The sequence below is a fragment of the Bradyrhizobium sp. UBA2491 genome (assembly GCF_002341725.1).
GTDB lineage: Bacteria > Pseudomonadota > Alphaproteobacteria > Rhizobiales > Xanthobacteraceae > Bradyrhizobium.
This window is the reverse complement of record NZ_DDOP01000045.1, coordinates 43,361-70,282: the sequence shown is the minus strand read 5'-3', so window position 1 is coordinate 70,282 and position 26,922 is coordinate 43,361. Positions and strand designations below refer to the sequence as shown.

26 protein-coding genes are annotated in these 26,922 nt (G+C 65.0%); 7 read left to right on the top strand and 19 right to left on the bottom strand.

Annotation, left to right across the window (positions count from 1 at the left end; translation table 11 throughout):
* Positions 1-136 precede the first annotated feature (136 nt).
* Both B2W55_RS15385 and B2W55_RS15380 read right to left on the bottom strand, forming a co-directional pair.
* Positions 137-409 carry a DUF2312 domain-containing protein gene (locus B2W55_RS15385; protein ID WP_024584938.1) on the bottom strand — a complete coding sequence of 91 codons (273 nt, stop codon included), beginning with the start codon at positions 407-409 and terminating at the stop codon, positions 137-139.
* A 175-nt stretch (positions 410-584) separates the two neighbouring features.
* Positions 585-887, bottom strand: a complete 303-nt coding sequence (locus B2W55_RS15380) for a DUF1244 domain-containing protein (RefSeq protein WP_024584937.1) — start codon at positions 885-887, stop codon at positions 585-587.
* Positions 888-1,084: 197 nt separating this feature from the next.
* Here B2W55_RS15380 and B2W55_RS15375 point away from each other — a divergent pair, with 197 nt between their 5' ends.
* On the top strand, positions 1,085-1,696 hold the full coding sequence (locus B2W55_RS15375; RefSeq protein WP_024584936.1) for a DUF1036 domain-containing protein: 612 nt from the start codon (positions 1,085-1,087) through the stop codon (positions 1,694-1,696).
* Entirely contained in the window at positions 1,693-3,129 is a 1,437-nt protein-coding gene (gene pyk / locus B2W55_RS15370) for a pyruvate kinase (RefSeq protein ID WP_024584935.1), read from the top strand. Before B2W55_RS15375 ends, pyk begins: the two co-directional genes overlap by 4 nt.
* Positions 3,130-3,210: 81 nt before the next feature.
* On the opposite strand, the gene B2W55_RS15365 is transcribed toward pyk, so the two are convergent.
* Both B2W55_RS15365 and B2W55_RS15360 read right to left on the bottom strand, forming a co-directional pair.
* Positions 3,211-3,639: an OsmC family protein gene (locus B2W55_RS15365; RefSeq protein ID WP_024584934.1), complete on the bottom strand. Its 429-nt coding sequence runs from the start codon at positions 3,637-3,639 to the stop codon at positions 3,211-3,213.
* Between the two features lie 83 nt (positions 3,640-3,722).
* Positions 3,723-4,397 carry a TetR/AcrR family transcriptional regulator gene (locus B2W55_RS15360; RefSeq protein ID WP_024584933.1) on the bottom strand — a complete coding sequence of 225 codons (675 nt, stop codon included), beginning with the start codon at positions 4,395-4,397 and terminating at the stop codon, positions 3,723-3,725.
* A gap of 448 nt (positions 4,398-4,845) precedes the next feature.
* Here B2W55_RS15360 and B2W55_RS15355 point away from each other — a divergent pair, with 448 nt between their 5' ends.
* On the top strand, positions 4,846-6,348 hold the full coding sequence (locus B2W55_RS15355) for a hypothetical protein (RefSeq protein WP_024584932.1): 1,503 nt from the start codon (positions 4,846-4,848) through the stop codon (positions 6,346-6,348).
* A gap of 134 nt (positions 6,349-6,482) precedes the next feature.
* Here the strand turns inward: B2W55_RS15355 and B2W55_RS15350 are convergent, their stop codons facing one another.
* The 14 genes from B2W55_RS15350 to B2W55_RS15285 all read right to left on the bottom strand — a co-directional run bounded on the left by B2W55_RS15350 (position 6,483) and on the right by B2W55_RS15285 (position 22,143).
* Positions 6,483-7,682: an ABC transporter substrate-binding protein gene (locus tag B2W55_RS15350; protein WP_024584931.1), complete on the bottom strand. Its 1,200-nt coding sequence runs from the start codon at positions 7,680-7,682 to the stop codon at positions 6,483-6,485.
* Positions 7,683-7,799: 117 nt separating this feature from the next.
* Complete coding sequence (locus B2W55_RS15345) at positions 7,800-8,138, bottom strand: DUF3052 domain-containing protein (RefSeq protein ID WP_291532237.1); 339 nt, start codon at positions 8,136-8,138, stop codon at positions 7,800-7,802.
* Between the two features lie 87 nt (positions 8,139-8,225).
* Positions 8,226-10,148, bottom strand: coding sequence for an ATP-dependent zinc metalloprotease FtsH (ftsH, locus tag B2W55_RS15340; RefSeq protein WP_024584929.1), 1,923 nt, complete (start codon positions 10,146-10,148; stop codon positions 8,226-8,228).
* Positions 10,149-10,407: 259 nt separating this feature from the next.
* A complete protein-coding gene (tilS, locus tag B2W55_RS15335; RefSeq protein ID WP_024584928.1) occupies positions 10,408-11,430 on the bottom strand; it encodes a tRNA lysidine(34) synthetase TilS in 1,023 nt (340 codons plus the stop codon).
* 51 nt (positions 11,431-11,481) lie between these two features.
* On the bottom strand, positions 11,482-12,510 hold the full coding sequence (gene ybgF, locus B2W55_RS15330) for a tol-pal system protein YbgF (RefSeq protein ID WP_024584927.1): 1,029 nt from the start codon (positions 12,508-12,510) through the stop codon (positions 11,482-11,484).
* 254 nt (positions 12,511-12,764) lie between these two features.
* The gene (pal, locus tag B2W55_RS15325; protein WP_016846948.1) at positions 12,765-13,247 is read right to left on the bottom strand and encodes a peptidoglycan-associated lipoprotein Pal; all 483 of its coding nucleotides are present in this window, start codon (positions 13,245-13,247) and stop codon (positions 12,765-12,767) included.
* A gap of 282 nt (positions 13,248-13,529) precedes the next feature.
* Positions 13,530-14,264: an N-acyl amino acid synthase FeeM domain-containing protein gene (locus B2W55_RS15320; protein ID WP_024584925.1), complete on the bottom strand. Its 735-nt coding sequence runs from the start codon at positions 14,262-14,264 to the stop codon at positions 13,530-13,532.
* 173 nt (positions 14,265-14,437) lie between these two features.
* Positions 14,438-16,762, bottom strand: a complete 2,325-nt coding sequence (locus B2W55_RS15315; RefSeq protein WP_024584924.1) for a putative bifunctional diguanylate cyclase/phosphodiesterase — start codon at positions 16,760-16,762, stop codon at positions 14,438-14,440.
* 184 nt (positions 16,763-16,946) lie between these two features.
* On the bottom strand, positions 16,947-18,290 hold the full coding sequence (tolB, locus tag B2W55_RS15310) for a Tol-Pal system beta propeller repeat protein TolB (protein ID WP_029880235.1): 1,344 nt from the start codon (positions 18,288-18,290) through the stop codon (positions 16,947-16,949).
* A 72-nt stretch (positions 18,291-18,362) separates the two neighbouring features.
* On the bottom strand, positions 18,363-19,298 hold the full coding sequence (locus tag B2W55_RS15305; RefSeq protein WP_024584922.1) for a cell envelope integrity protein TolA: 936 nt from the start codon (positions 19,296-19,298) through the stop codon (positions 18,363-18,365).
* Positions 19,299-19,314: 16 nt separating this feature from the next.
* Positions 19,315-19,785: a biopolymer transporter ExbD gene (locus tag B2W55_RS15300; RefSeq protein ID WP_024584921.1), complete on the bottom strand. Its 471-nt coding sequence runs from the start codon at positions 19,783-19,785 to the stop codon at positions 19,315-19,317.
* A 43-nt stretch (positions 19,786-19,828) separates the two neighbouring features.
* The gene (tolQ, locus tag B2W55_RS15295) at positions 19,829-20,542 is read right to left on the bottom strand and encodes a protein TolQ (RefSeq protein WP_024584920.1); all 714 of its coding nucleotides are present in this window, start codon (positions 20,540-20,542) and stop codon (positions 19,829-19,831) included.
* 419 nt (positions 20,543-20,961) lie between these two features.
* The gene (gene crcB, locus B2W55_RS15290; RefSeq protein ID WP_024584919.1) at positions 20,962-21,348 is read right to left on the bottom strand and encodes a fluoride efflux transporter CrcB; all 387 of its coding nucleotides are present in this window, start codon (positions 21,346-21,348) and stop codon (positions 20,962-20,964) included.
* A gap of 195 nt (positions 21,349-21,543) precedes the next feature.
* Complete coding sequence (locus B2W55_RS15285) at positions 21,544-22,143, bottom strand: superoxide dismutase (RefSeq protein ID WP_024584918.1); 600 nt, start codon at positions 22,141-22,143, stop codon at positions 21,544-21,546.
* A gap of 138 nt (positions 22,144-22,281) precedes the next feature.
* Here B2W55_RS15285 and B2W55_RS15280 point away from each other — a divergent pair, with 138 nt between their 5' ends.
* From B2W55_RS15280 to B2W55_RS15265, 4 genes are all read left to right on the top strand, one after another.
* Entirely contained in the window at positions 22,282-22,812 is a 531-nt protein-coding gene (locus B2W55_RS15280; protein ID WP_024584917.1) for a GNAT family N-acetyltransferase, read from the top strand.
* Positions 22,813-22,963: 151 nt separating this feature from the next.
* Positions 22,964-24,349 (top strand): MATE family efflux transporter, encoded by a 1,386-nt coding sequence (locus B2W55_RS15275; RefSeq protein WP_024584916.1) that lies wholly within the window; start codon positions 22,964-22,966, stop codon positions 24,347-24,349.
* A 149-nt stretch (positions 24,350-24,498) separates the two neighbouring features.
* The gene (locus B2W55_RS15270) at positions 24,499-24,942 is read left to right on the top strand and encodes a DUF2147 domain-containing protein (RefSeq protein ID WP_024584915.1); all 444 of its coding nucleotides are present in this window, start codon (positions 24,499-24,501) and stop codon (positions 24,940-24,942) included.
* A 21-nt stretch (positions 24,943-24,963) separates the two neighbouring features.
* On the top strand, positions 24,964-25,626 hold the full coding sequence (locus B2W55_RS15265; RefSeq protein WP_029880234.1) for a class I SAM-dependent methyltransferase: 663 nt from the start codon (positions 24,964-24,966) through the stop codon (positions 25,624-25,626).
* Here the strand turns inward: B2W55_RS15265 and B2W55_RS15260 are convergent.
* Entirely contained in the window at positions 25,613-26,770 is a 1,158-nt protein-coding gene (locus B2W55_RS15260) for a DUF3095 domain-containing protein (protein ID WP_024584913.1), read from the bottom strand. The genes B2W55_RS15265 and B2W55_RS15260 overlap by 14 nt on opposite strands.
* Between the last annotated feature and the right edge of the window lie 152 nt (positions 26,771-26,922).

Sequence of the window (26,922 nt, the reverse complement as noted above, 5' to 3'; positions counted from 1 at the left end):
GCCCGGATGCAGCGAAGCGCAATCCGGGTCCACAGCCAGCCATCACGTAAGGTCAGGTACCCCCGGGCTTCGCGAAGCCCGCCAACGGCTGCGCATGCGCGCAGCCTGTTATCCGGGGACAGAGGCCGCAAAGGCCTCAGAGCATGCCAAGCGCCTGCATGTAGGTTTCCAGGATGGTCTCCTGCTCCATGCGCTCGTTCGGATCCTGCTTGCGCAGCCGGATGATCGCGCGCAGCGCCTTGACGTCGTATCCGTTGCCCTTGCTTTCGGCATAGACGTCGCGGATGTCGTCCGAGATCGTCTTCTTCTCTTCTTCAAGCCGCTCGATGCGCTCGATGATCGACTTGAGCTGGTCCTTGGCAAATCGCGTTGCGGGCTCTTCCTTGACGGCGGCAGACGTGGTGGCCATCGCGTACTCCTGAACAGGCATTGAAAATGTGACGCGAATACGCGTCCTGCGCACCGCTTGCTGCGGGCGACCCTCGATTTTGGAGCGCGTTCCGTCAAGGAAACATCGCGCTCATCCACAGCGCGCCCACAGGAGATGCGCGCGTCGACGGAACCGATGTCATACAGGCCGGGATTCAGTGCCCGCTTTGGGCCTTCTTCATCGCCGCGAGCTGCTCGGGCGTCGCGCTGCCCTGATATTTCGCCTTCCATTCCTCATAGGGCATCCCGTAGACCGCCTCGCGGCTCTCGTCCTTGCTCACCGCAAGGCCCTTGGCGTCGGCCTCTTCCTTCATCCAGTTGGACAGGCAGTTGCGGCAGAAGCCGGCGAGGTTCATCAGGTCGATGTTCTGCACATCGGTCCGGTCGCGCAGATGACCGACAAGGCGCCGAAACACCGCAGCCTCAAGCTCTGTTCTTGTTTTGTCGTCAATGCTCATAATCGTGATCCCGGTGTGTGGCGCTCACCATATTGATATCAGGTGGGAATTGTCACAGATTTTGCCAACTCGGCGCGCAAGACGGACCGGCTCGGCACCACTCGCCAGGTCCCACCGTGTTGGGAGATGGGCGCCCGCCCGTTGACAGTGCCAGCCGGGCACGCGAAATCGTCAATGATTTGATATAGCTTCGCCGCATGAGCCCAACAGATTCTCCCGCTTCAGTCTCCCGCACCATCCGCCTGACCTGGGCCTGCATCCTGCCGGTGCTGGCGGTCGTCGCGGCGTGCCTGTGGACGAGTCCGGCGGCCGCCGATTTCCGGCTCTGCAACAACACCTCGAGCCGCGTCGGAATCGCGCTCGGCTACAAGGACGCCGAGGGCTGGACCACGGAAGGCTGGTGGAACGTGTCGTCGCGGACCTGCGAGACCCTGCTGCGCGGCAACCTCGTGGCGCGCTACTACTACATCTACGCACTCGACTACGATCGCGGCGGCGAATGGTCCGGCCAGGCCTTCATGTGCTCGCGCGACAAGGAATTCACCATCAAGGGCACCGAGAACTGCCTGGCGCGCGGCTTTGACCGCACCGGCTTCTTCGAGGTCGACACCGGCGAGCAGCGTGCATGGACCGTCCAGCTGACCGAAGCCACCGAACAACAGCCGCAGAAAGTACCGGGAATGCCGGGAGGCGTAGGCCCGGGAAGTCCCGGGGCGATGCCGGGCCTGCAAAACCCGCCGCCGGGCGCAACGGCGCCGAGCGCGCCGGGTCTGCCGCCAGCCGCAACGCCGCCCGGAAACAAACCATGAGACGACTGCGCCGAATCAAGATCCTCGCAACGCTCGGCCCGGCCTCCTCGGACAGTGCGATGATCCGCAAGCTGTTCGAGGCGGGTGCCGACGTCTTCCGCATCAACATGAGCCATACGCCGCATGACAAGATGCGGGAGCTGGTCAAGACCATCCGCAACGTCGAATCGAGCTATGGACGGCCGATCGGCATCCTGGTCGACCTGCAAGGGCCGAAGCTGCGGCTCGGGGCCTTCGCGGAAGGCTCGACCCAGCTCAAGAACGGCCAGAACTTCATCCTGGATTCCGACAAGACGCCGGGCGACAACAGCCGCGTCCAGCTTCCGCATCCCGAAATCCTCGCCGCGCTCCGGCCGGGGCACGCGTTGCTGCTCGACGACGGCAAGGTGCGGCTGATCGCCGAGGAGACCTCACCCGACCGCGCGGTCACGCGCGTGGTGATCGGCGGCAAGATGTCGGACCGCAAGGGCGTCAGCCTGCCCGACACCGATCTGCCGGTCTCGGCGATGACGCCGAAAGACCGCGCCGATCTCGAAGCCGCGCTGCCGGAGGGAATCGATTGGGTCGCGCTGTCATTCGTGCAGCGTGCCGAGGATGTGATCGAGGCCAAGAAGATGATCCGCGGCCGCGCCGCCGTGATGGCCAAGATCGAGAAGCCGCAGGCGATCGACCGCCTCGCCGACATCATCGACGCGTCGGACGCGCTGATGGTGGCGCGCGGCGATCTCGGCGTCGAGCTGCCGCTAGAGCGGGTGCCGAGCCTACAGAAGCAGATGACCCGGATGGCGCGCCGCGCCGGCAAGCCGGTGGTGGTCGCGACCCAGATGCTGGAATCGATGATCCAGGCCCCGGTGCCGACGCGCGCCGAGGTCTCCGACGTCGCCACCGCGGTGTACGAAGGCGCCGATGCCATCATGCTCTCGGCGGAATCCGCGGCCGGCAAATTCCCCGTGGAAGCAGTCTCGACCATGAACCGCATCGGCGAGGAAGTGGAGCGCGACCCGACCTATCGCGGCGTGCTGAACGCGCAACGTGCCGATCCGGAGCCGACGGTGGGCGATGCCATCGCCGATGCCGCGCGGCAGATCGCCGAAACGCTCGACCTGTCGGCGATCATCTGCTGGACCTCCTCGGGTTCGACCGCGATCCGCGTGGCGCGCGAGCGCCCGAAGGTGCCGGTGGTCGCGATCACGCCGAATCTGGTCACCGGCCGCAAGCTGGCGGTGGTGTGGGGTGTGCACTGCGTGGTCGCCGAGGACGCGCACGATCTCGACGACATGGTCGATCGGGCCGGCTCGATCGCATTCCGCGACGGCTTCGCCAAGGCCGGCCAGCGCGTCATCATCGTCGCCGGCGTGCCGCTCGGCGCGCCCGGCACCACCAACATGCTGCGCATCGCCTCGGTCGGGCCGAACGGCGACGCGCAGGTCTGACGGCCAGAGCAGGAAACCGCAGCTTCGGTTCTTGAATGATCAGAACCGAAGCAGCATTGCTCGAACGCGCAGGCGCCGCGATCAGCCCTGCAACGAGGCGTCGAGCGTGATCTTGGTGTTGAGCAGTTTCGACACCGGGCATCCGGCCTTCGCCTTGCCGGCCAATTCCTGGAACGTCGCGTCATCGGCGCCCGGAATCTTCGCCGACAGCGTCAAATGCACCGCGGTGATGGCGAAGCCGTCGGCGACCTTCTCCAGGGTGACGTCGGCCTTGGTCTCCATGTGCTCGGCGGTGAGCTTGGCCTCGCCCAGGATCAGCGACAGCGCCATCGTGAAGCAGGCGGCATGCGCCGCGCCGATCAACTCCTCGGGATTCGAACCGGGCTTGCCCTCGAAGCGGCTGGCGAAGCCATAGGGATAATCGGCGAGTGCGCCGCTCTTGGTCGAGATCGCGCCCTTGCCGTCCTTGATGCCGCCCTGCCATTTGGCCGAGCCATGGGTGGTCGTCATGCGTTGCTCCGTGAGGTTGGTTGAACCCGGTCCGCAAGGCTACAACGCCGATACGACGGAAGTGTTCGCGGCGCGGCGCCGTATCAAGCGCCGACCAGTGCCTTGGCCGGTGTCGTCGCCTGCACCACCAGACCTCGCGCGCGCGCGTCCATCACGCCGACCGCGCGCAGTGCCAGCAACGTCACGGTCTGCACCGCATCGCGCAGCTTGATCGGATCATCGAGATTGGCCGGCGCCAGTGGGCCGACCAGCGCCTCGTGCAGTGCGCCGAGCAAGGCCGTGGCGGCCAGCGCGGTGTCCTGCGCCGGCAGATGGCCGGCACGCACGGCCGCGTCGATGCGCATGGCAAGCTCGCCGGAAATATCGCGACGACTGGCGAGGCGCGAGGCCGTGACGTCGACGTCGACCGGCTCGGCCAGGATACCCCAGGCGAGCTTGCGCTGCGACAGCACATGGACCGCAATCGTCGTCACCGCGGCGGCCAATGCCGACGACGGGCCGGGCGCGGCGTCCGCGGCCCGCCTGATCGCGGACAGTTCGTCGCGCGAGACCTCGGTGATCAGTTCCGAGATCAGCTCGGCCTTCGACGGGAAATAGCGGTAGACGGTACCTGCGGCGACATTGGCCCGCACCGCCACCGGCGCAATCTGGACCGCCGCCATGCCGCCCGCCGCCGCCGCGTCCCGCGCAGCCGACAGGATGGCACTGCGCCGGGCAGCCAGCCGTTTTACGACCTGATGTGTTCGCCGGTAGACCATGGCGTTCCGTCCCCCACCGTGCACCCTGACCGGCGCCCACCGGCAGAACCCACGAATCTTCAATGCTTTGAACGATTGATCCCGCAATCGCCTGAAGAAGTGAACAACTATTCAAACTGAATGACAAGCTGGAATTGTAAGGATTTTGCGACAGCCACATGCTACCTCTGATTGAGCCGAAGGACTGTTACCGCCGCTCATGGAAGCATAGGCCGCTGGAAATGATGGCCGCCGCCCGCTGCGGAAGAGCTGGCCACCGGGTCGAGGCCTGATCGCGATGGTGAACCGCAAGCTAAGATGATCGCTCAAAATCGAGGCACCGGTCTCGGGCCGGCGCAGCTTTGTCGCGGCCGCATTTACCCGAATTTATCGGAAGCCGTGGTCGAGTGCGGGCAACGTCACGCGTGGCGTTGCCTTGTGATCCCCCGGCCCGAAGACAAGAAAGCGCATGTCACTCTCGATCACCAGCAGCGTGAGCAGCCGTAGCGCGGTGCGCGGACTGGTGCCGCTGTGCGCCGCCGTGGGCGCCTATCTGTTCTATCTCTCGGCCGGGGAGATCCTGCTGCGCGATACCGACACGATGTGGCAGATCAGGGTCGGACAATGGATTCTCGACAACGGCGCGATGCCCACGTCCGACGTATTCTCGTTCACCCGCTACGGCGAAGCCTGGATCTCGAGCTCATGGCTGTCGCAGGTGCTCTACGCGCTGGTCTACGGCGGCGATTGGGCCGGGCCCGTGATCCTGTCGTCGCTCGCGATCGGCGCGACGGTCGCGATCTTCCTGCATCTGCTGAGCCCGCATTTCGATCCGGCGCGCGCGATCCTGATCGCGGCACTGGCGCTGTTGCTGTCGACGACCCACTTCCTCGCGCGGCCCCACGTGCTGGCGCTGCCGGTGTTGCTGGCGTTCATCGGCGGCCTGATCGCGGCCGCGGATCGCCGCACCTCACCATCATGGTGGCTGCTGCCGTTGATGACGCTGTGGGCCAATCTGCATGGCGGCTTCGTGCTCGGCCTAGCGCTGATCGGGCCGATCGGACTTGAGGCGATCTGGAACGTGGAGCCAGCCCGCCGCCGCCAGCTCATCGTGCGCTGGGGCGTGTTCGGTCTGGCTGCATTGGCCGCGAGCTGCGTCACGCCCTATGGCTGGAACAGCCTGCTCGGCGCCACCAAGATCCTCAGCCTCGGCAAACTGCTGACCCTGATCGGAGAATGGAAACCCGCGGACTTCAGCAAGCCGAGCTTCTTCGAGGCCACGCTGCTCGGCCTCATCGGCCTGATCTGCTATCGCAGGCTGACCTTGCCGGTGCCGCGGATCCTGCTGCTGCTCGGCCTGATCTGGATGGCGCTGAGCCATGTCCGCAACATCGAGGTGTTCGCCTTCATCGCGCCGCTGGTGCTCGCCAAGCCGATATCAGAGCAATGGGGCACGGCAAGCGCAGGCGCCTCTCGCTTCGAGGACAACCGTTCGGCCCCCGTCGTCACGATCCTGGCCGGGCTCGCGATGCTGGTCGGCGCATCGCTGACGACCACGATGTTCGTCGCCCAACATCCGTTCAAATTCCTGCCGATGTTCTCGCCGGTTGCTGCCGTCGACGTGCTCCAGCAGCACAAGGCGGAGCGGGTGTTCAGCACCGCGCCGTTCGGCGGCTACATGGTCAGCCGCGACATGAAGGTGTTCATCGACGGCCGCGCCGAGCTCTATGGCGAGCAATTCGTGCTCGACTATTACGATGCGCTCGACGCTCGCGATGTCGGCCAGCTGCTGGGGCTGCTCGACAAGTACCGGATCGACGCCACGCTGTTGAGCTCGGACTCTCCGGCCGGAAACGTGCTTGATCATCTCAAGGGCTGGAAGCGGCTGTACAAGGACGACATCGCGGTCATCCATGTGCGGGCGGACGAGACGAGGGCCGGCGCGGTGCCGGCGAGCGAAAGCTCGAACTAGCGTCAAATCCCCTCAGCTCAGACATTCCGTCATTGCGAGCGAAGCGAAGCAATCCATTGGATTGCATTTGCGGAGCGTTGGATGGCTTCGTCGCTACGCTGCTCGCAATGACGCGAGAGAGACGACCTGCGCCCTCAATTCCCCGTCTGCAACTCGCCGAAGCGATCCCAGCTCTTGCCGTTGAAGCGCATCAGTTGCATCTGATCGACCGGCACGTGGTCGGTCGGCGACGTGTTGACCTTGATGCCGGGCAGCAGCATCGGCAATTCAAGGTTCTTGATCGCGAACGCCTGGCGCAGGATGTTCTCGGTCGAGAGATCGTCGCCGCACGCCTTCAGCACCGCTTCCAGCGCCATCGCGCTGTTGTAGGCGTTGACGTAGTTGGTGTCGTGCTGATCGCCGTCCGGCAGGTATCTGGTCATGAATTCGCGCCAGCCTTTCATGCCGGGATCGTCCTTCCAGGCCGGATCGTCCGGATCCTTCACATAGGCCGTGGAGATGATGCCGGTGCCGGCCTCGACGCCGGCCGGCTGCATCACGGTCGAAATCCACACCGCGGTGTTGGAGAGGAAGGTCATCGGCCGCCAGCCGATCTCGTAGGCCTTGCGGATCGACTGCGCGGCGAATTTCGGCGTTGCCGCGATCACGAAGACGTCGGCATTGGTGGCCTTCAGCTTGACGATCTGGGAATCGATCGTGGGGTCCGATATCTCGTAGGTCGCAACGGTGACGCGAGACTCGTAGCTCTCGCCCAGCACGTCCCTCAGGCCCGCGAGATAGTCGCGGCCGTAATCGTCGTTCTGCGAGATCACGGCGAACCTTGCGCTCGGATTCTTCGCCAGCGCATAGCGCGCGTAGAGCCGCGCCTCGTAGCGGAACGGCGCCTGCACGCCCATCGTCGCCTGCGGGAATTGCGCGATGTCGCTGAACTTCGAGGCGCCGGAGGCCAGGAACAACTGCGGGATGTTCTTGCCCTGGAGGTACTTTGCGATCGCGGTGTTGTGCGCGGTGCCGATCGAGGAGAAGATCAACGCCACCTCGTCGCTCTCGACGAGGCGGCGGGTCTGCTCCACCGTCTTCGGCGGCGCGTAGGAATCGTCCAGCGAGATGAAGTTGATCTTGCGGCCGTTGATGCCGCCGCGCTCGTTCAGCATCCTGAAATAGCCGGCCTCGCCCTTGCCGAGCGCACCGAACGCCGACACCGGCCCGCTATAGGGCATGGTCTGGCCGATCCTGATTTCGGTCGACGTGACGCCACGCATCTCGGCGGCGAATGAAGCGATCGGCAGCAGCAGCAATGAAATGGCGCCAAGCGCGCCGAATGCCTTACGCATCGGCCTCCCCTCCCCATCTTGTTGCCGCGCTGTTCGGACGACGCGGCCATGCCGTTCAACGGCTTGGCGCGAGGATGCCACGGCGTCGCAATGGAGGCCAAGCAGATTCGCCGCGGTTCAGCGCTTGTCGCGCTGCTTGACGGGGATCACGAATTTCAGTCCCGACCAGACCGCATCGACGGCGCAGACCTTGACGTCGACCAGGCCGGACGCGAGCCCCGCCTCGCGCACGGCCACGTCGTTGAGATCGGTCACAACACCCGACGTCTTCTTCGGCCACGACACCCAGACCATGCCATCGGGCGCGATGGCCTCGCGATAACGCCTGAGCCTCGACGCGAGCCCACGCGCCTCAGTGGCGAAGACATGCACGGCATCGAGCGGCGCCCGCACCGTCTTGGTCAGCCGCACGCCGGCCGGCAACTCGCCGACGATGTCGCCGTAGGGAACGGACAACCCGTCGACAAAAACACAAAAGCCCGGCTTGAGGCCGAGCTTTTGGATAACTGATCTGCCGGAGGTGCCGGCCATGGCAGGCGCGTCTTACGCCTGCGGCTGCGGCTCCATGCCGGTGTCCGGATCGGGACGCGGACGAGACTTGCCGGCCGGCGGCACCGCCGAGGCGCGCGGCGTCGACGGCTCCAGCACCGACTCCCGGTTGGGCTTCTTGCCCTTCAGCAGGTCGATGATCTCGTCGCCGGTCAGCGTCTCGAACTCGAGCAGGCCCTTGGCCAGGGCTTCGAGGTCGCCGTGCTTCTCGGTCAGGATACGGGTCGCTTCCTTGTAGCCTTCCTCGACCAGACGCTTGATCTCGGAATCGATCTTCTGCACGGTCGCCTCGGACGCGTTCTGGGTGCGCGAGACCGACATGCCGAGGAACACCTCGTCCTGGTTCTCGCCGTAGGAGACCGTGCCGAGTTCTTCCGAGAGGCCCCAGCGGGTCACCATCATGCGGGCCAGGCGCGTCGCCTGCTCGATGTCCGAGGCGGCGCCCGAGGTCACCTTCTCGCGACCGAAGATCAACTCTTCCGCGACCCGGCCACCCATCATGATGGCGAGGCGCGAAGTCATCTGCTCCAGCGACATCGACAGCTTGTCGCGTTCCGGCAGCTGCATCACCATGCCCAGCGCACGGCCGCGCGGAATGATGGTCGCCTTGTGGATCGGGTCGGTGGCGACGACGTTGAGGCCGACGATGGCATGGCCGCCCTCGTGATAGGCCGTCAGCAGCTTCTCTTCCTCGGTCATGACGAGCGACTTGCGCTCGGCGCCCATCATCACCTTGTCCTTGGCCTCTTCGAACTCGGCCTGCGTCACCATCCGCTTGTTGCGGCGGGCGGCGGTCAGCGCGGCCTCGTTGACGAGGTTCATCAGGTCGGCACCCGAGAAGCCCGGCGTGCCGCGCGCGATGGTCTTGAGGTTGATATCCGGCGCCAGCGGCACCTTGCGGACGTGGACCTTGAGGATCTGCTCGCGACCGACGACGTCCGGATTCGGCACCACGACCTGGCGGTCGAAGCGGCCGGGACGCAGCAGCGCGGGATCGAGCACGTCAGGACGGTTGGTCGCCGCGATCAGGATCACGCCTTCATTGGCCTCGAAGCCGTCCATCTCGACCAGCAACTGGTTCAGCGTCTGCTCGCGCTCGTCATTGCCGCCGCCGAGGCCGGCGCCGCGATGACGGCCGACCGCGTCGATTTCGTCGATGAAGATGATGCAGGGCGCGTTCTTCTTGGCCTGCTCGAACATATCGCGGACACGGCTCGCGCCGACGCCGACGAACATCTCGACGAAGTCCGAACCGGAGATGGTGAAGAACGGCACATTGGCTTCGCCGGCCACCGCGCGCGCGATCAGCGTCTTACCGGTGCCGGGAGGGCCGACCAGCAGCACGCCGCGCGGAATCCGTCCGCCGAGCCGCTGGAACTTGCCGGGGTCACGGAGGAACTCGACGATCTCCTGAAGGTCCTGCTTGGCCTCGTCGACGCCAGCGACGTCCTCAAAGGTGACGCGGCCGTGCGCCTCGGTCAGCATCTTGGCGCGCGACTTGCCGAAGCCCATCGCCTTGCCGGCGCCGCCCTGCATCTGCCGCGACAGGAAGATCCAGACGCCGATCAGTGCGATGAACGGCAACCAGGAGACGAGCAGCGAAACGAACCACGGCACGTTGTCGCCGGGCGCCTTCGCGGTGATTTGTACCTTGGCATCATACAGACGCTTCACGAGCGTCGGATCGCTCGGCGCATAGGTCTGGAAGCTGGTGCCGTTGTTGAAGGTGCCGTGGATCTCTGGCCCCTGGATCACGACGTCGCGGACATTGCCCTTGTCGACCTCGGTGAGGAGCTGCGAGAACGAAACATCCGAGGACGACGAGCGCTGGCCAGGATTCTGGAAAAGCGTGAACAACGCCAGCAACAGCAGGACAATGATGACCCAGAGGGCGAAATTCCGCAGATTGGCGTTCATGGTCTTCCTTCGGTGGTCGCGCGGATCGCGGCCTCTCTCTATCCTTGGGCAGGCTCTGTGGGAATCCCCAGGGAATCCATCCCGTCGATGGCATACAATCTAGGTGCCGCTGGGGTCGATGCCAAGGGAACCACGCACGACTATTTACCGCATCCTAGCGCGATTCCCGGTCAAAAAATGGCGCTAAATCCGGTGTTTTTTCGGGGTGGTTAAGCCACCTTGCCGGATTATGACAGCGATTGAAACAATCGAACCCGGCTCAGCGTGAACGCACCCGGCGCGGGGGCGCCGGGGCGATCGTGATACGGCCGCCGGCAAGGCTGACGACGGCTCCGGCAAGCGTCTGTTTCAGCTTGGGTTCGCGTTTCGCCAGGGCCCCATCGAGGGCTGCGAGCAGGGTTTCCACCTTGCCGAGTTCGGCCGGCCCCTCATGCCCGATCCGGTCGATCGCTCGCTTGAGCAGACGAAGCCGGATTTCCTCGGGCATCACGGCGAATGATCCGGCATCGAAACCGGCGTGCGGTCCATCCTCATCTTTCAACGCAAGATAGCGCTCGGCGTCATCGACCTGTACTTCCAGGGCCGCGTTGGCGCGCGCGATCCGCGCTGCCAGCCGTGCCAGGTTCCGCGCGTCGCCGCCCTCCTCAGCCAGGACCGGCATCAGCGCGCGCAGCCGCGGACGCGTGAAAGCCGGATCGCGGTTGGTCGGATCGTCGGCAAAGCCGACGCCCGCCCGCTTCAGCGTTGCGATCAATTGCGCCTTCGCGACATCGAGCAGAGGCCGCGTCAGCAAAATCCCGTCACGCTCGGTCTCGCGCGCCATCGCTGACAGTCCCGCAACGCCGCTGCCGCGCAGCAGCCGCATCAACAACGTCTCGGCCTGGTCGTCGCGGGTGTGGGCGGTCAGGATATGCGTGGCGCCGTGCTTGCGCGCGGCTTGCGCGAGCAGGCGATAGCGCGCCTCGCGTGCCGCCGCCGGCACGCCGGTCCCGGGCTTCGGCCCGCTCCAGCGCAACGTGTGATGGGGCAAATCGAGGCTGCGCGCCAGCCGCTTGACGTCGCGCGCCTCGCGCGCCGCCTCCCGGCGCAGGCCGTGATCCACGGTCACCGCCACCAGCCGGGGGCCTTTCGCGAGCGCACGGCGCCAGCGCGCGGCCAGCCACATCAGCGCGACTGAATCAGGACCGCCGGACACCGCCAGCACGAGCGTGGGCGCAGCTGCAAGCCCTGCGAACAGGCGCTTGGCGTCCCTTGCCGTGATGACCGTTTGATCCTCTAGCATCGCAAAACCAGCATATCGCGGAGAGGCCGGAGGCGGCCTCTCCTTGCCGGTTTAGCACTTCACGCGCTTCTGCTCGCGGTCAACCGCGGCTTTGACCCCGCCGGAGGCACGCGGATATTTCCGCGTGATCTCGCCGAATGCGGCGCAGGCGGCTTCCTTCTCCTTGAGCGCCGCCAGCGACTGGCCGAGCCGCAGCAGGGCGTCGGGCGCCTTGGCCGACTTGTCGAACTTGGTGGTCACCCCAAGGAAGGTCTCCGCGGCGTCGCGATATTGCTGGCGCTGGAAATAGCTTTCGCCAAGCCAGTATTGCGAGTCCGCCACCAGCGGGTCGCTCGGATATTTCTGGGCGAAGTTCTTCATCGTCTCTTCGGCGAGCGCATAGTCCTTGCGCTGGATGTAGCCGATGCCGAGGTCGAACTCGTCCTTCGGCGTCGCCGACGGCGGCAGCGTGGTCAGGGCCGCGCGCGCCCCTGGGGCCGGCTGCGGGCTGGTGTTGCCGAGATTGAGCGGCTCCCCCGCGCCGCGACCGCCGGGCGCACCGACCTGAGCGTCGCTCGGCATCGGCATCTGGCCGCCACCGAGTGCGCGCGGCACCCCTGGAGCATTCGGGTTCTGGTTCGGGTCGAAGGCGTCGCCACGTCCGCGGCGGCCGCTGCCTGGCGGCGCGGCAACCATCGGCTCCTGCACGATCGGCGCCGGCGCTGCGATCTGCTGCTGGTCATAGCCGCCCTGTGGCTGGCGGCCATATCCCTGCTGCGGCGCCCCGTACCCAGGCTGCGCTGGCGGGTAAGCCTGCGGCTGCTGCGCCGGCGGCACCGCCGCGACACTGGGCTGGCCCGCCGGAGGCTGTCCGCCCTGTCCGGGTGGCTGGCCGCCAAGCTGACGCAGCCGCTCCTCGAGCTGGCGGTTGCGATATTGCAGCTCCTCGTTCTGGCCGGTCAGCTGCCGCAGCTGGTTTTCGAGCCGCTCGATCCGCATCTCGGCATCGGAATCGTCGGATTGGGCAAACACTGGAGCGGAAACGGCGAGCAGCGCCGCGATCGCCGCGGCGGAGGAAAGTAAATGAAGCCTGGATGACATTTTGCCCTGACGACGAGATCGACGTGAAAAGCGAGCGACATTGAGGGACGGAGTACGCCGGAATTGTGACTGGCAGTTCAAATCCAGGACAGCGTCTCAAGACAGCGTCGCTGACACCGGTTTAGTACGGACGCCGGAACAAGCAAGCGGCCAATTGCGCGCAGCTTCGTTCATCAAGCTGAAGGCACGTATCGGCCAAAACAAAACCGGCGCCCGAGGGCGCCGGTTTGCAAAGAAATGCACGCAGGGTCGCGTCAGGAGCTGGCGTTCAGCACGGTGACGGCGCGGCGGTTCTGCGACCAGCAGGAGATGTCGTTGCAGACCGCGACCGGGCGCTCCTTGCCGTAGGAAATGGTGCGCATGCGGCTCGGATCGATGCCGCGCGAGGCGAGATAGGCGCGGACCGACTGAGCACGGCGGGCACCGAGCGCGATGTTGTATTCGCGCGTGCCGCGCTCGTCGGCGTGTCCTTCGATGGTGAAGGAATAGCGGTTATAGGTCTGCAGCCACTGCGCCTGCTTGTCGAGGGTCGCGGTCGCCTGCGGGCTCAGATCGGTCTGATCGCTCTCAAAGAACACGCGATCGCCGACATTGACCACGAAATCCTGCTGGCTACCCGGGGTCGCGGCGCCCCCAATCGCGCCATTGGCGTCCAACGGGTTCTTGTTGGCGCAGGCGCCCATCGACAGCGCCACCGCCAGAACCGCAACCAGCTTCATACCCTGGAGATAATTCATTCCCGGAGCCTCCACGCTCACGCTCTTCGTACTACCCAATCGATCTACAGGGCGATGGTTAAGCGAACGTTCCGTCAACCTTGACGAGACCTTGCTGGACCCCATCAAATGCCAGGCAATGCCGGAAAGCGCCCCCGATGGTTAATGGGTGGCAAATGTGGCGCGACGGTGAAGGGAAGGCAAGCTTCGCGGGAACCGGCCGCTTTTGCAGGACAATCTGGCCCGCGCGCAACAGCCGGTCGATATCCCAGGTGCGAGATCGGCGGGTGTCCGCCGCTTCCCTCAGGAATTTGGTACGATCGACGCGCGCTCGAACGGCCGGACGATGCCGTCGGGCTGTAACTGGCCCTCCCGATCGAACAGCATGCGCCGCTCGAAGGCGCTGGAGCGCAGGAACGGATACCGGGCGAGCACGCGTTCGCGCACTGACGGCAGATGCGACGCCATCAAGCCGACCGGCTTGACCAGCCCGGGATAGAGCCGCGCCTCCGACCAGGTCTCATGCAGGAACACGCGCCGGTAGAACGCCATGTGCTCGGGCCGCACCGGCGCCAGGCCGTAATCGGCATTGAAATGCACGCCCGCGGTCGAGCCGAGGCGCACCGTGACATACGGCAGTTCCGGAATATTCCGTGCCTTGTCGGGGTCCGCGACGAAGCGCGTGGAGTCGATGAAGACCATGCCCTGATCGAGTTTCGGCAGCAGTATGTCGCCGAACACGTCGAGCGTCGGCGAGGAGCGCCATTCCGGAGTCACGACCGTGATGCGGATCGAGCTGCAGAGCTCGCCTTGCAGATAGACCCCGAACACCCAGGCATTCGGCGCATCATCGAACTGGTCGACCACGCGCTCATCCGCCGAGGCCCGGATCGCGCCCTCGCGCAGATAGGCGCGATAGCGGAGCCGGTAGATCTCGTCTTTCTGTTCCGGTGTCTGAGCGAGGCGGTAGTCGACTTGATCGAGGGGGTCCGCAAGCCTTCCTGTCGCGGGCTTGATGGCTTCGGCCGCGGACCTCATGTGGTACTCCCCTGAACAACCCAACAACTTCAACGCGCAGCCAAAAGATTAACAGCTTCTTAATTTCCGTCAAAGCAATCGAGCCAGTACGGTTAACTTGTGACCGCAAGAGTGCATTTCGAGAAGTGCACCCGGACGCATGCACAACTGCCAATTGAAGGTGTTCGACTAAGTCAGGCGATCGAGCGCGACGGAACCACGTGCAATTGCTCGTCGGGCCGCCGGCCATGCGAGGCATTGAGCAGTTGGCGGATGCGGACCGCGGGAACCGGCCGGCTGAACAGGTATCCTTGCGCTTCGGTCACCGCGCCGTCGGCACTGATCAGTTCCAACTGCTCATTGGTCTCGATGCCCTCGACCACCACCGACATGCCGAGGTCCGCCGACAGCCGCGCCACCCCGCGGAGCAGCGTCAGCGGACGGTCGCTGTCGATGCCTTCGAGGAAGGAGCGATCGATCTTGACCTTCTGCAACGGGAAATTGTGCAAATAGCTGAGCGACGAGTAGCCGGTGCCGAAATCGTCCAGCGAGATCCGCACGCCGAGCGAACGCAGCTGCGACAGCACGTCGTGGGTCAGTTCGGTGTTGTGCAGCAGTGAGGATTCGGTGATCTCGATCTCGAGCCGGTGCGCCGGCAGCCCGGAAACCTCGAGTGCGTAGCGTACCTCGCTCAGCACGTCGCGCTGATGGAACTGCTGCGGCGAGAAGTTGACCGCGACGCTGACCGCTTCGGGCCACTTCATGCATTCCATGCAGGCCTTGCGCAGGATCCAGCGGCCGAGATCGACGATCAGGCCCATATCCTCGGCGACCGGAATGATGTCGACCGGAGAGACGGTGCCGCGCGCCGGATGGTTCCAGCGCAACAGCGCCTCGCAGGTCGAGACCTTGCCGGACTTCAGGTTGATCAGCGGCTGGTAGAACAGCTCGAACTCTTCGTTGGCGAGCGCCTTGCGCAGATCGAGCTCGAGGATGCGGCGGGCTTCGACGGTTTGCGCCATCTCGTCGCGGAAGAAGCAGAAGGTGCCGCGGCCGTCGGCCTTGGCGCGGTAGAGCGCCATGTCGGCGTTCTTCAACAGCGTGTCGGCGCTGACCCCGGGCGCGGTCATCGCGATGCCGACGCTGGCGCCGATCTCGACCAGGTGGTTGTCGATCTTGTAGCGCTCGCTGAGGCGGTCGACGATGCGCCGCGCCAGCGCGGCGGCGTCCTCATGCGAATGGATGTTCTGCTGGAACACCACGAACTCGTCGCCGCCGAACCGCGCCACGAAATCCTCCGGACGCAGCATCTCGCGCAGCCGCTCCGCGACCGCGCAAAGCAGCTGGTCGCCGCAGGGATGGCCGAGCGTGTCGTTGACCTGCTTGAACTGGTCGAGGTCGACGAACAGCAATGCGGAACGATGGTCGCAGTGCTGCATGGCGAGCAGCCGGACGATCTCGTCGCGGAAATTGACGCGGTTGGGCAGCGCGGTCAGTTCGTCGTAGCGCGCCAGATGGCTGATCCTGGCCTCGGCATCCTTGCGCTCGGTGATGTCCTCGACCAGCACGACCGTGCCGCCACCGGCCATCGGCTGGAACGTCCAGTCGAGCGAGCGGTTCTTGCCCGGATCCGGATCGCTGGTGATGATATCGCCGCGCTGCGAGCTCTCGATCTCGTAGAGGATCTGTTGCGCCGCCGCCGCCGAGATCGCGCCGGACAGCACGCACGCATCGCAAATGTCGGCGGCACTGGCACCGCGCTGCACGAAGTCGTCGGACAGCTGCATCATCTCGATGAAGCGGTGGTTCATCACCGCGAGCCGGCCGTCGGCGCTGAACATGCACAGGCCGTGGGGCATGTTGTTCAGTGCGGTGTCGAACTGGCCGGCCAGCGCGGCCTCGCGCTCCTTGGCGATCCAGGCATTGACGTAGATGCGCTGCAAGCTCGAAGTGAGGTGACGGATCGCGCTGAAGAACACCAGGCTGAGCAGCGCGAGCGCGATGTGATAGGGACCGCCGACATACATCAGTGCCGCGATCAGGGGACCGATCGACATCAACAGATGCATGTGGAAGATCTGCGGCCGGCCGAAGGTCCGCCCGACCCCCGCCGACGTGTAGGCGACAACCGTGGTCACGCACAACATATGCGCCGCAGCGTCCTTGGTCGTGAGCAGGACGGTGACGCCCCAGACGCCGAGCGAAATGCCGTAGGCGATGGTGCCGAGCCGGTAGCGCTTCTCCCAGGTCACGGACTCTTCGATGGTGAGCCGCGAATTGCGCTGCTGATAGCGATACATCTGGAGCGCGCGCGCCAGTCCGACCACGATGAACAGCGGTACGCACAGCCAGGACAGCAGATTGCCGGTGACAGCCGCAATCACGGCGCCCGCAATCGCGGGGCCGAAGGCGCCGAAGATCATGGGCGCGGGGTTCATGAACAGCGAATCGACGAGCGCCGCGGAAATCGTCGGCGACATCGACCGGTCCGGTTCTCCCGTCTGACTTGCAAACTGCATTGTGAGAGCGCGCGTCCTTTTCAGCTCGCACTCTTACTGACCGCAGGTGAAGTCTTTCTGAGGGAACATCGTTAGCGAGTCGTTTCCGCGACCCCTCGACTTACCGAATTCACTATCAAAATCAGTGCGCTAGGTAAGAAGTGCCGACCAGCCCCGTGGTTCCCCCGTACCGATCGGCGAAAGCTCATGACAACAGCGGCGACCAGGCGGGATCGGAGGCAAAGCCCGGGGTCGGCACCCGCAGTTCGTTGCGCCCGGAGACGTCGATGGTGAACAGCGACGGTCCGCTGTTACCACCGGGATCGCGGAAGAACATCACGACACGGCCGTTCGGCGCAAAGGTCGGGCCCTCATTGTGGAAGCCTGAGGTCAGGATGCGCTCACCCGAGCCGTCCGGCTTCATGATCCCGATCGCGAACTGCCCGCCGCCCTGCTTGGTGAAGGCGATGTAGTCGCCGCGCGGCGACCACACCGGCGTCGAGTAGGTGCCGTCGCCGAACGAGATGCGCTGCGCCTGCCCGCCGGTTGCCGGCATCACATAGATCTGCGGCTTGCCGCCGCGATCGGATTCGAAGCAGAGCCGCGTGCCATCCGGCGCGTAGGACGGCGAGGTGTCGATCGCCGGCGTATCGGTCAGCCGCGTCATCGACTTCGAGCGCAGATCCATCACGAACAGATTGGAGTTGCCGCCCTGCTGCAGGCTCATGATGACGCGCTGGCCGTCGGGCGAGAAGCGCGGCGAGAACGACATGCCCGGGAAGTTGCCGACGATCTCGCGCTGGCCGGTCTCGATGTTGAGCAGATAGACCCGCGGGTCGCCCTGCCCGAACTCCATATAGGTGATCTCCTGGGTCGACGGCGAGAAGCGCGGCGTCAGCACGAGATCCGCGCCGCGGGTCAGGTAGCGCACATTGGCGCCGTCCTGGTCCATCAGCGCGAGGCGCTTGACGCGGCGATCCGCGGCGCCGCTCTCGTCGACGAACACGACACGGGTATCGAAATAGCCCTTCTCACCGGTCATCCGTTCGTAGATCTGGTCGGAGATGATATGCGCGATACGGCGCCAGTAGTCCGCCGACGTGTCGTATGACTGGCCGGCGAGCTGCTGGCCGGTGCTGACGTCCCAGAGCCGGAATTCCGCCTTCACACGGCCGTTGCCCTGGCGCGTCATGCGCCCGACGACCAGCGCCTGCGCATTGACGCTCTTCCAGTTGTTCAGGTTCGGCGGCGCGTCGATATTGACCTGCTTCTCGAGAAACGCCGCCTGATCGATCGGCGCGAACAAGCCGCTGCGCTTCAGGTTGTTGGTGATGACCTGCGCGACACCGACGCCGACCTCGGTGTCACCGGGCGTACCAGCCGAAAAATTCGGGATCGCAATCGGCACCGGCGCGAACTCGCCGCCGGGGACCGGAATCTGCTTGCGCCCGCCTTCCTGTCCGATGGCTGGACGGAACGGCGCGCCGGCGAACGCGGAAATCGCGGCCATGCCGGAAATCATCTGGCGGCGGTTGAGGCGAAACGTCATTGCACGCAAATCATTGTTGTCGGTCATTGTCGGTAGACTTTGTCTGCTATTGGCCAAACGTCACGGCTGATCTCAGGTATTATTCTCTTTGAACACGGGCGCGAATGCTTTCCATTCTTCGAACCAACCCGCGGGCAGATTGTAGGGCTGACAGTCGATGATCGCGCGCAGGGCGCTCTCCTGATAGACACGCATGTACGGCGTTGCCGGAGTGCCTTCGGCCACCGGCATGCGCGCGAGAGTGCCGTCGCGCTTCAGATCGACGTCGATCACCACCTGGGTCCGCTGCTCTTCAAGGCTGCCATAAGGCTTGTTTTTCCAGCAGCGCTCGACCTGCTGCCTGAACATCGCGCCCCAGGTCGCGGAGTTGTCGGCGGCCTTGCCCCTCGCGGTGCCGAGCGCAGCGTTGGCATTGAGCGCATCGCCGGTCGCCGCGGCCCGCGTCGGGTCGCGCTTGTCGAGCAGTGCTGCGATCTTGCTCTGGTCGAACACGCGATCCTTCGGCTTCTGCTCCGGCGGCGGCTTGGCGGCCTGCTGCACCGGTTTAGGCGGCGGCTTCTTCTCTTCCTTCTTGATCGCTTCCGCGATCGGATCGGGCTTCACCGGATCGGGCTTCTTCTCGACCGGCTTTGGCTCTTCCTTCGGCTTGTTCTCGACCTTCTTCGGCGGATCCGGCTTCTTGTCTTCCGGCTTCTCCACCTTCGGCGTCGGCTGCGGCGCGGTTTCGGTCACCACCGGCGGCTTCTTCTCCTCGACCTTGCCGACCATGTCGTCGACCGGCTTGGCCTCGGCGACCTTGTCGACCAGCGGCTTGGGATTTTCCTTCTTGCCGTCCTTCTGGCCGGCCATGACGTGGGACAGCTGGTCGGACGAGATCACGTCGACGGCAACAGATTCCTCTTCGGGCATCACATACGCCCTGGTCGAAAACGACACGAGGCCCCACCCGATCACGAGGACGTGCAGGACAATCGATGCCGCCAGAGTCTTGTCGACCTTGACCTTCAATTCAGGCTTCCCTGTCCTATCCGCCTTCCGGGATGATGACGATGTTCGCCTTGAATCCCGCGGCCCGGACCTCGCCGAGCAATTTCATCATATCCGTGTAACAGACGTCCTTGTCGCCTCGCAGATAGACGACTTTCTCAGCGTCCGACCGCGCATCGCCGATCGCCTTGATCTTGGCCGGGAAATCGGCGGCCGTGACCGGCGCGTCGCCGAGATAGAGCTCGACATTCGAGTTGCAGCCACCGCCGGTGCGCTTGACCGACAGCGTCAAGGGCGGCTGGTTCGACGAGATCGACTTGCCGCCGCTTGCGACCGGCAGGTCGATGTCGATGTTCGAGGTCATCAGCGGCGCCGCCACCATGAAGATGATCAGGAGCACCAGCATCACGTCGACCATCGGCGTGACGTTGATCTCGGCCATCACCGGCTTGCGTCCGCCGCGGCCGCGCCTGCCGCCGCCACCGGACCCTGCCATGCTCATCGCCATGATCGTGCGCTCACAAGAGTGACCATCGTGATCATCATCGGTCTCAGCCCCGCTCGTCGATCTGACGCGACAGGATGGCCGAGAACTCGTCGGCGAACCCCTCCAGGCGCGCGGCCTGCCGGTTCACCTCCGAAGTGAACTTATTGTAGAAAATAGTCGCCGGAATTGCGGCAATCAGGCCGATCGCGGTGGCAAACAGCGCTTCCGCGATACCCGGCGCCACCACCGCCAGGGAGGTATTTTTCGAGGCGGCGATCGACTGGAAGCTCGACATGATGCCCCAGACGGTGCCGAACAGGCCGACGAAGGGGCCGGCCGAGCCGACGGTGGCCAGCACCAGCAACCGCCGTTCCAGCCGCTCCACCTCGCGGGCGATCGAGACGTTCATGACCTTGTCGATCCGGGCCTGCAGGCCGGCAAAGGACCGCGACTGGCTCTCGAAGGAGCGTTTCCACTCCCGCATCGCCGCCACGAAACAGGCGGCCATCGACTGGGTCGGCTTGGCCGAGAGGGCCCGGTAGAGCTCCTCGATCGACTGGCCGGACCAGAATGCCTGCTCGAACTTGTCCATCGCACGCTTGGTGCGGGCGTAGAGCAGGATCTTGTCGATCGCGATCGCCCAGACCCACACCGAGCAGGACAGAAGTCCCAACATCACGCATTTGACGACCCAATGGGCCTGCCAAAACAATGCGATCAGCGACACATCGCTCGATGCCAGTGGCAGAGTCGACTGGGCCACATCGGCGGGATTCATCGGCAATATCCTCTCAACGCAAGTGTCCCAATTCGGCGGGCCGTCACCGGCACCGGTCTCACGGCCGCGCCCGGCGCGGCAAGAACTGCGCGAGAGCCTCTTACATCTGTCGCATGGGGGGCCCGTCCAAAGCCGGGCCCTGCTTCCCCTGCCAACATGTCAAAACGAGGGCTTTTCGCGCGGCATTCCGGCCCTAACCAAACGCTAATCATGGTTAAGGCGAGGTTACCAAAGGGAAATCTGGAGGCGGGAAATGCCGGCGGACGAGCCCCTTGGCAGGTTCCGGGGATGAACGGATCTCTCGTCATTCCGGGGCAGCCCGAAGGGCTGAGCCCGGAATCCATTCATCACCCCGATGCGCGGCCCGATGGATTTCGGGCTCTCGCTTCGCGAGCGCCGGAATGACGGCCGCGGGTGATTCAGGTCAAATGCCTGATGATCGCAAGTCCTGCGAACAGGCCCGCGATCGAGAGCAGCACCGAGCCCAGCACATACAGCACCGCCAGCCCAACCTCGCCACGCTCATAAAGCAATGCGGTGTCGAGCGAGAACGCCGAGAAGGTGGTGTAGCCGCCGAGAATGCCGGTCATCAGGAACAGCCGCCAGGGCTGCGAGGCATCGCCCTTGAAGGCGAGATAGCCGGCGATCAGGCCCATCACGGTCGAACCCGTGATGTTGATGATGAAGGTGCCCCAGGGAAACGCGGTGCCGAGGCAGCGCGCGCAGGTGATGTTGATCAGATGCCGCAGCGTCGCGCCGAGGCCGCCGCCGAAGAACACCAGAAGATAGCTTGTCGCCTGCCCCATCCGTTCCTTGTGCCGCATGGCTGTGGCCGCTGCAAGAAAACAAAAAGGGCAGCAGTTGATCCTGCCGCCCTCTTCCAAAGTACCCTTGTCGTCATTCCGGGGCGGTCCGCAGGACCGAGCCCGGAATCCATTCATCAAGCGTGCGGCCCGATGGATTCCGGGTTCGATGCTTCGCATCGCCCCGGAATGACAAGATCAACCGGCCTTGCCGAACAGTTCGTCGACGTAGTCCCAGTTGACCAGGCTGTCGACGAACGCCTTCAGATAGTCCGGACGGCGGTTGCGGTAGTCGATGTAGTACGAGTGCTCCCAGACGTCGACGCCGAGGATCGGCACCGCGCCATGGACCAGCGGGTTCTCGCCGTTCGCCGTCTTGGCGATCTCGAGCTTGCCGCCCTTGACCTGGAGCCAGGCCCAGCCGGAGCCGAACTGGCCGACGCCGGCGGCGGCAAAGTCGGTCTTGAATTTCTCGAAGCCACCGAGGTCTTCGTTGATCTTCTTCTCCAGCCGGCCGGGCAGCTTGCTGCCGCCGCCATTCGGCTTCATCCACTTCCAGAAGTGAATGTGGTTGTAGTGCTGGCCGGCATTGTTGAAGACGGCAGCGTTCTTGCCGAACGAGGTCTTCACGATCTCCTCGAGGGACTTGCCTTCGTATTCGGTCCCCTTGATCGCGTTGTTGCCGTTGGTGACGTAGGCCTGGTGGTGCTTGTCGTGGTGAAACTCCAGCGTTTCCTTGGACATGTAAGGCGCAAGGGCGTCGTGGGCGTAGGGCAGATCGGGTAGCGTGAAGGTCATGGGGTAATGTCCAACAGAGGGTGGGAGACTACACTTAACGGGTCCCCCTTATAGAAGGTTCCACGGCTGAGAAACACCGCATTTTCAGATCGTGTATGACAGATCGACACAACCGAAAGCAGGCCCAGGACGGCGACGATGAGCATCGAAATCGACATTCTCAACGGAGATGCGTCATGGCAGCGCGCCGAGCCGCTGCTCCGGGCGGTCTGGAGCCCTGACGTCATGAAGGACAAATCCTGGGGCGATATCAAATGGGCTCACGCGGATTTGCGCGTGTTGCTCGACGCGCCTGACGATGGCGGCCTGGCTTGCCACGTCGGTATCTATTTCCGGACCATCACCTGGAACGGCCACAAGGTACATGTCGGCGGCATCGGCGGGGTCTCGACCCGCGAGGACTGCCGACGGCGTGGCTATGCGTCACTCGCGCTCGACGCCGCCGTGCACACGATTCGTGCCAATGACGCGGTGAAGTTTGCAATCTTATTCTGCGAGCCGCACAATTTCGCGTTCTACGAGGCCCGCGGCTGGCATCGCTTCACCGGCGAGGTCACTTGCGAACAGCCGTCTGGGACGATCCGGTTCGAGGCCATGGCGCCGTTCGTCAACGACATCGTTCGCGCCCCGCGTCAGGGCAAGATCGACCTATGCGGCTTGCCATGGTGACCCTTGCGCAGGCGCGGGTGGCTTGCGCGTGACGCACGCCGTAAAATGTTGATCATCATTTATTGATTGCGGGATGATCAGTTGACGTCGAACAGCGCCCAGACCGGCACCACGCCCCTCTCCTGCTTGCGGGCGAGGTGAAGGCAACAGCATGACCATTGACGCCTCGATCGACGACGCGCGTTCCGCCGCGGCGACGCCGGCCAGTCCGGTCAATCAGTTGCTCACCGCGCCGATCCTGCCGACGCTGCTGAAGCTCGCTGTCCCCAACACCATCGCGATGTTCGGCTCGACTTTGGTCGCGGTGGCCGAGACCTCCTATATCGGCCGGCTCGGCACCGAGCCGCTGGCGGGCATCGCGCTGGTGTTTCCGTTCGCGATGCTGAACCAGATGATGTCGGCGGGCGCGATGGGCGGCGGCGTCTCTTCGGCGATCAGCCGCGCGCTCGGCGCCGGCGACCGAGACCGCGCTGCCGACCTAGCATTGCATGCGGCGATCATCGGGGTCGGCCTCGGCCTGTTCTTCACCGTGATGATGCTGGGCTTCGGCCGCAGCTTCTATGCGCTGCTCGGCGGCCATGGCGGCGTGCTCGAGCAGTCCCTGCATTATTCGCAGGTGCTGTTCTCCGGCGCGATCTCGATCTGGCTGGTCAACACGCTGGCGTCGGTGGTGCGTGGCACCGGCGACATGCGGATTCCCTCGATGACGCTGATCACGGTGTCGATGGTCCAGATCGCGGTCGGCGGCGTGCTTGGTCTCGGCCTGTTCGGCGTGCCCGGCCTTGGCATGCGCGGCGTCGCCGCCGGCCAGCTCACGGCGTTCACGCTCGGCGCGATCTTCCTTGCCTGGTATCTCGCCAGCGGCCGCAGCCGCCTGAAGCTCGATCTTGCCGCATTCAGCTTCCAGCGCGCGATGTTCCTCGACATCCTCAAGGTCGGTGCGATCTCCTGCCTGTCGCCGCTGCAAAGCGTGCTGACCATCCTGATCTTCACCAAGATCCTCGCCGGCTTCGGCACCGAGACATTGGCCGGTTACGGTATGGGTTCGCGGCTCGAATTCCTGCTGATCCCGATCGCCTTCGCGGTCGGCGTCGCCTCGGTGCCGATGGTCGGCATGGCGATCGGCGCGGGGCTCGTTACACGGGCTCGCAAGGTGGCGTGGACCGCCGGTACGGTCGCGGGCCTCGTGGTCGGGCTGGTCGGACTTGTAGTTGCCCTCAAGCCGACGCTGTGGATCGCGCTGTTCACCAATGATCCCGGCGTCACCGCCGCCGCATCCTCCTATTTCGCTCTGGCTGGGCCGGGCTTTGGCTTCTTCGGCGTCGGCGTCTGCCTTTATTTCTCGTCACAAGGCGCGGCCAAGGTCGGCGGCCCGGTGCTGGCCGGGACCATTCGCCTGCTCATGGTCGGCATCGGCGGCTGGTGGCTCGCCGCCGCGAGCGCCCCGGCCTGGACATTGTTTGCGCTGGTGGGCGCCGCGATGGTGGCGTTCGGCCTCGCCACGATCGTCTCGATCCGGCTGACCCGCTGGGGATAGCGCCGCGCGGCAGCTAAGTCTTGCCTGAGAATTGCGGCAGCGGAAATAACCTAAAGAAATTTTCGGACCGCACTCGTCCGATCACGCGAATATGTCATTGCAGAAATCATTCGACTTGCTATGCAGGCCAGCCTCTTGGGGAACAAATCATGGCCTGCAAATTCGGACTGGTGATCGCCATCATCGCGACGGCGCTTGCCGTGCCCGCCGCGCATGCGCAGGGCGCGCCCGAGCCTGTCGGCGTCTGGCAGACCCAGGCCGGCGATGCTCGCGTCAAGGTCACGAAATGCGGCGGCGGGATCTGCGGCGTGGTGGTCAGCCTGCGTGATCCGATCGATCCCATGACCGGCAAGCCGCAGGTCGACAACAAGAATTCCAATCCGGCGCTGGCCAGCCGGCCGATCATCGGGCTGCCGCTGTTCTCCGGCATGCACCCGGTCGCGGCAGGCAAATGGTCGGGCCAGATCTACAATGCCGATGATGGCGGCACCTATGCCAGCAGCATCACGGTGACCGGCGAGAACACGCTGCGTGTCGAAGGCTGCGTCGGCGCACTGTGCGGCGGCGAGACCTGGACGCGGGTGGGACGATAGCGATTTGGCGGCGAGCCGCCGTTGCACGACGTCGACCATATCTATTCACGGCTGCGCCAGAGCGGTCATCCCGGATGGGGCGGTGAGCATCATTCACGACGCCTCGAAGGATGGGCCAGCATGGTTGCGCGGCTTGTCGCAGAGCCTATGTTTCCGTGCGCGCCGGCGCAGTTGCTCGAGCTCGGCACGGGCAACGGCATGGTCGCCTCGCTATTCGCGCAGCGCGGCTACGCGGTGGAGGGCATCGACATCTCGCGGGAAGCCATCGGCTGGGCGCGGGAGCTGTTCATCGCCGCTTCACTCGCGGGAGCATTTCACCACGGCGATATCTGCGCCATGCCGTTCGACGCTGGCAGATTCGACATTGCGATCGATGGCAATTGCCTACATTGCCTGATCGGTGCGGATCGCCGGCGCGGACTCGCCGAGGTCAAGCGGGTGCTGCGACCGCGCGGCATGCTTCTCGTCAGCACGATGTGCGGCCTGCCGAAATCAGACGATGCTCGCGCGCAATATGATGCCGCGACCCGCACCCTGCGCAGGGACGGCTTCACCTATCGAACGCTGCTGCCGGCTGAAGACATTGCGTGCGAGATCGCGGCCGCGGGATTTCAGATCATCTCGCAGGAGATCGCCGAGAATTCCTGGTGGGATCATCTGACGCTGCTGGCTATGCGGGAGTAACCGCGCGTGCCTTCAGCGCAGTGGCGGCGGAGGCGTAGCCGCCACGGGCGCCATCGATGAAATGGACGTGGTCGGCGCGCATCACCGACGGCGTGAAGCAGGTCATCATCGCGGCATCCTGCTCGTGCAGGCCGTAGCGCACGATGCCCTGCGCCGCGGCGGCGGCGAGGCGCTGCGCGAGCTCGGCGGCGAGCTCCGGCGTACAGTCCAGGATCATGCGCAGGCCGTCGTCGAATTTGCGGAAGTCGGAGTTCTCGACCAGCTGCCGCACATAGGTCTTCGGCACGAACTTGCCGACCGGAATGTTGAAGCGCATCAGCGCGTAGGCCCACAGCGTGAATGCGAGCACGGCGGCGCGCCGCAGCAGCAGCGGGCCGCCGCGCCGGGCGCGCGCTTCATACTCCATGCCCTGCGGCGGCCAGCGCAGCGGCGGGCCACTTGCGGGCACCGGCCGTCCGGCATCGGGGCTCTTCTCGACGCGGGCGACGATGTCCTCGATCGCCTTGCGGAAGGCGGCGGGATCGGCTGCTTGCGCCGGCAGCACCAGCACCGAGAGGATGACACCGCGCGCTGACGGCATCACCTCGAAGCGGCAGGACAGGCCCGACAGATCGGGCTGCGTACCCTCGGGCGCCGGATCGATCGCGAACTCGCCGCGCTTCATCGCGGCGTCGGCGTAGGCAAGCCCGCCCCCGGAGAACATCGCATAGGACAGATTGGCCGACGGTCCGAACCGCGCGACGCGGACGTCGGCGCCCACGGAGCGGATTGCGGACATCGGCACCAGCGCCACGCGCAGCACGAGATCGAGGTCGTCGCGCACCCAGCGCGCGGTGGCGGCCAGCGCCGTGCGCGCGCTGGCGAGATCGGCCGGCGCGACCGCGAAGCTGGCGCCGTCGCCTCCGAACACGAAGGGGAATTCGCGGCCCTCCAGCGCATTGGTGACCGAGGCAACCACCGCGGCGCCGGCCATGTTGACCGCCTTGTAGCGCTGCGCCGCGATCGCCTTGGTGGACTCGACGATGTCGGCGACGCCGACCGACCAGTCACCCGGCAGCGACGCATACAGCGCGGGATCCATCAGCTTCGCGAAGCTGCGAAACACCGGAATGCCGCCGTAGAAGACCTCGCTGCCAACAGCCATCGCAACGCCGCACCGTTTCCACCTCTAGAATCTCTAGCAGATACGGCGCGGGTCGGGGGCAGGTTTTGAACCGCAGCCCGGAGTGGAATCCCGTCATCCTGAGGAGCCGCGAAGCGGCGTCTCGAAGGATCGACGGCCACCAGCCGGGCCGA

Bases quoted from the DNA above. Each gene is read 5' to 3' on its own strand.
- tolB (WP_029880235.1), bottom strand. From the start codon at position 18,290: ATGACGTTTCGCCTCAACCGCCGCCAGATGATTTCCGGCATGGCCGCG.
- B2W55_RS15270 (WP_024584915.1), top strand. From the start codon at position 24,499: ATGGCCTGCAAATTCGGACTGGTGATCGCCATCATCGCGACGGCGCTT.
- B2W55_RS15300 (WP_024584921.1), bottom strand. From the start codon at position 19,785: ATGGCGATGAGCATGGCAGGGTCCGGTGGCGGCGGCAGGCGCGGCCGC.
- B2W55_RS15380 (WP_024584937.1), bottom strand. From the start codon at position 887: ATGAGCATTGACGACAAAACAAGAACAGAGCTTGAGGCTGCGGTGTTT.
- B2W55_RS15375 (WP_024584936.1), top strand. From the start codon at position 1,085: ATGAGCCCAACAGATTCTCCCGCTTCAGTCTCCCGCACCATCCGCCTG.
- pyk (WP_024584935.1), top strand. From the start codon at position 1,693: ATGAGACGACTGCGCCGAATCAAGATCCTCGCAACGCTCGGCCCGGCC.
- B2W55_RS15320 (WP_024584925.1), bottom strand. From the start codon at position 14,264: ATGAGGTCCGCGGCCGAAGCCATCAAGCCCGCGACAGGAAGGCTTGCG.
- crcB (WP_024584919.1), bottom strand. From the start codon at position 21,348: ATGGGGCAGGCGACAAGCTATCTTCTGGTGTTCTTCGGCGGCGGCCTC.
- B2W55_RS15355 (WP_024584932.1), top strand. From the start codon at position 4,846: ATGTCACTCTCGATCACCAGCAGCGTGAGCAGCCGTAGCGCGGTGCGC.
- B2W55_RS15350 (WP_024584931.1), bottom strand. From the start codon at position 7,682: ATGCGTAAGGCATTCGGCGCGCTTGGCGCCATTTCATTGCTGCTGCTG.
- ybgF (WP_024584927.1), bottom strand. From the start codon at position 12,510: ATGTCATCCAGGCTTCATTTACTTTCCTCCGCCGCGGCGATCGCGGCG.
- B2W55_RS15385 (WP_024584938.1), bottom strand. From the start codon at position 409: ATGGCCACCACGTCTGCCGCCGTCAAGGAAGAGCCCGCAACGCGATTT.
- B2W55_RS15275 (WP_024584916.1), top strand. From the start codon at position 22,964: ATGACCATTGACGCCTCGATCGACGACGCGCGTTCCGCCGCGGCGACG.
- B2W55_RS15365 (WP_024584934.1), bottom strand. From the start codon at position 3,639: ATGACGACCACCCATGGCTCGGCCAAATGGCAGGGCGGCATCAAGGAC.
- B2W55_RS15315 (WP_024584924.1), bottom strand. From the start codon at position 16,762: ATGCAGTTTGCAAGTCAGACGGGAGAACCGGACCGGTCGATGTCGCCG.
- ftsH (WP_024584929.1), bottom strand. From the start codon at position 10,148: ATGAACGCCAATCTGCGGAATTTCGCCCTCTGGGTCATCATTGTCCTG.
- B2W55_RS15280 (WP_024584917.1), top strand. From the start codon at position 22,282: ATGAGCATCGAAATCGACATTCTCAACGGAGATGCGTCATGGCAGCGC.
- B2W55_RS15285 (WP_024584918.1), bottom strand. From the start codon at position 22,143: ATGACCTTCACGCTACCCGATCTGCCCTACGCCCACGACGCCCTTGCG.
- tilS (WP_024584928.1), bottom strand. From the start codon at position 11,430: ATGCTAGAGGATCAAACGGTCATCACGGCAAGGGACGCCAAGCGCCTG.
- tolQ (WP_024584920.1), bottom strand. From the start codon at position 20,542: ATGAATCCCGCCGATGTGGCCCAGTCGACTCTGCCACTGGCATCGAGC.
- B2W55_RS15260 (WP_024584913.1), bottom strand. From the start codon at position 26,770: ATGGCTGTTGGCAGCGAGGTCTTCTACGGCGGCATTCCGGTGTTTCGC.
- pal (WP_016846948.1), bottom strand. From the start codon at position 13,247: ATGAATTATCTCCAGGGTATGAAGCTGGTTGCGGTTCTGGCGGTGGCG.
- B2W55_RS15360 (WP_024584933.1), bottom strand. From the start codon at position 4,397: ATGGTCTACCGGCGAACACATCAGGTCGTAAAACGGCTGGCTGCCCGG.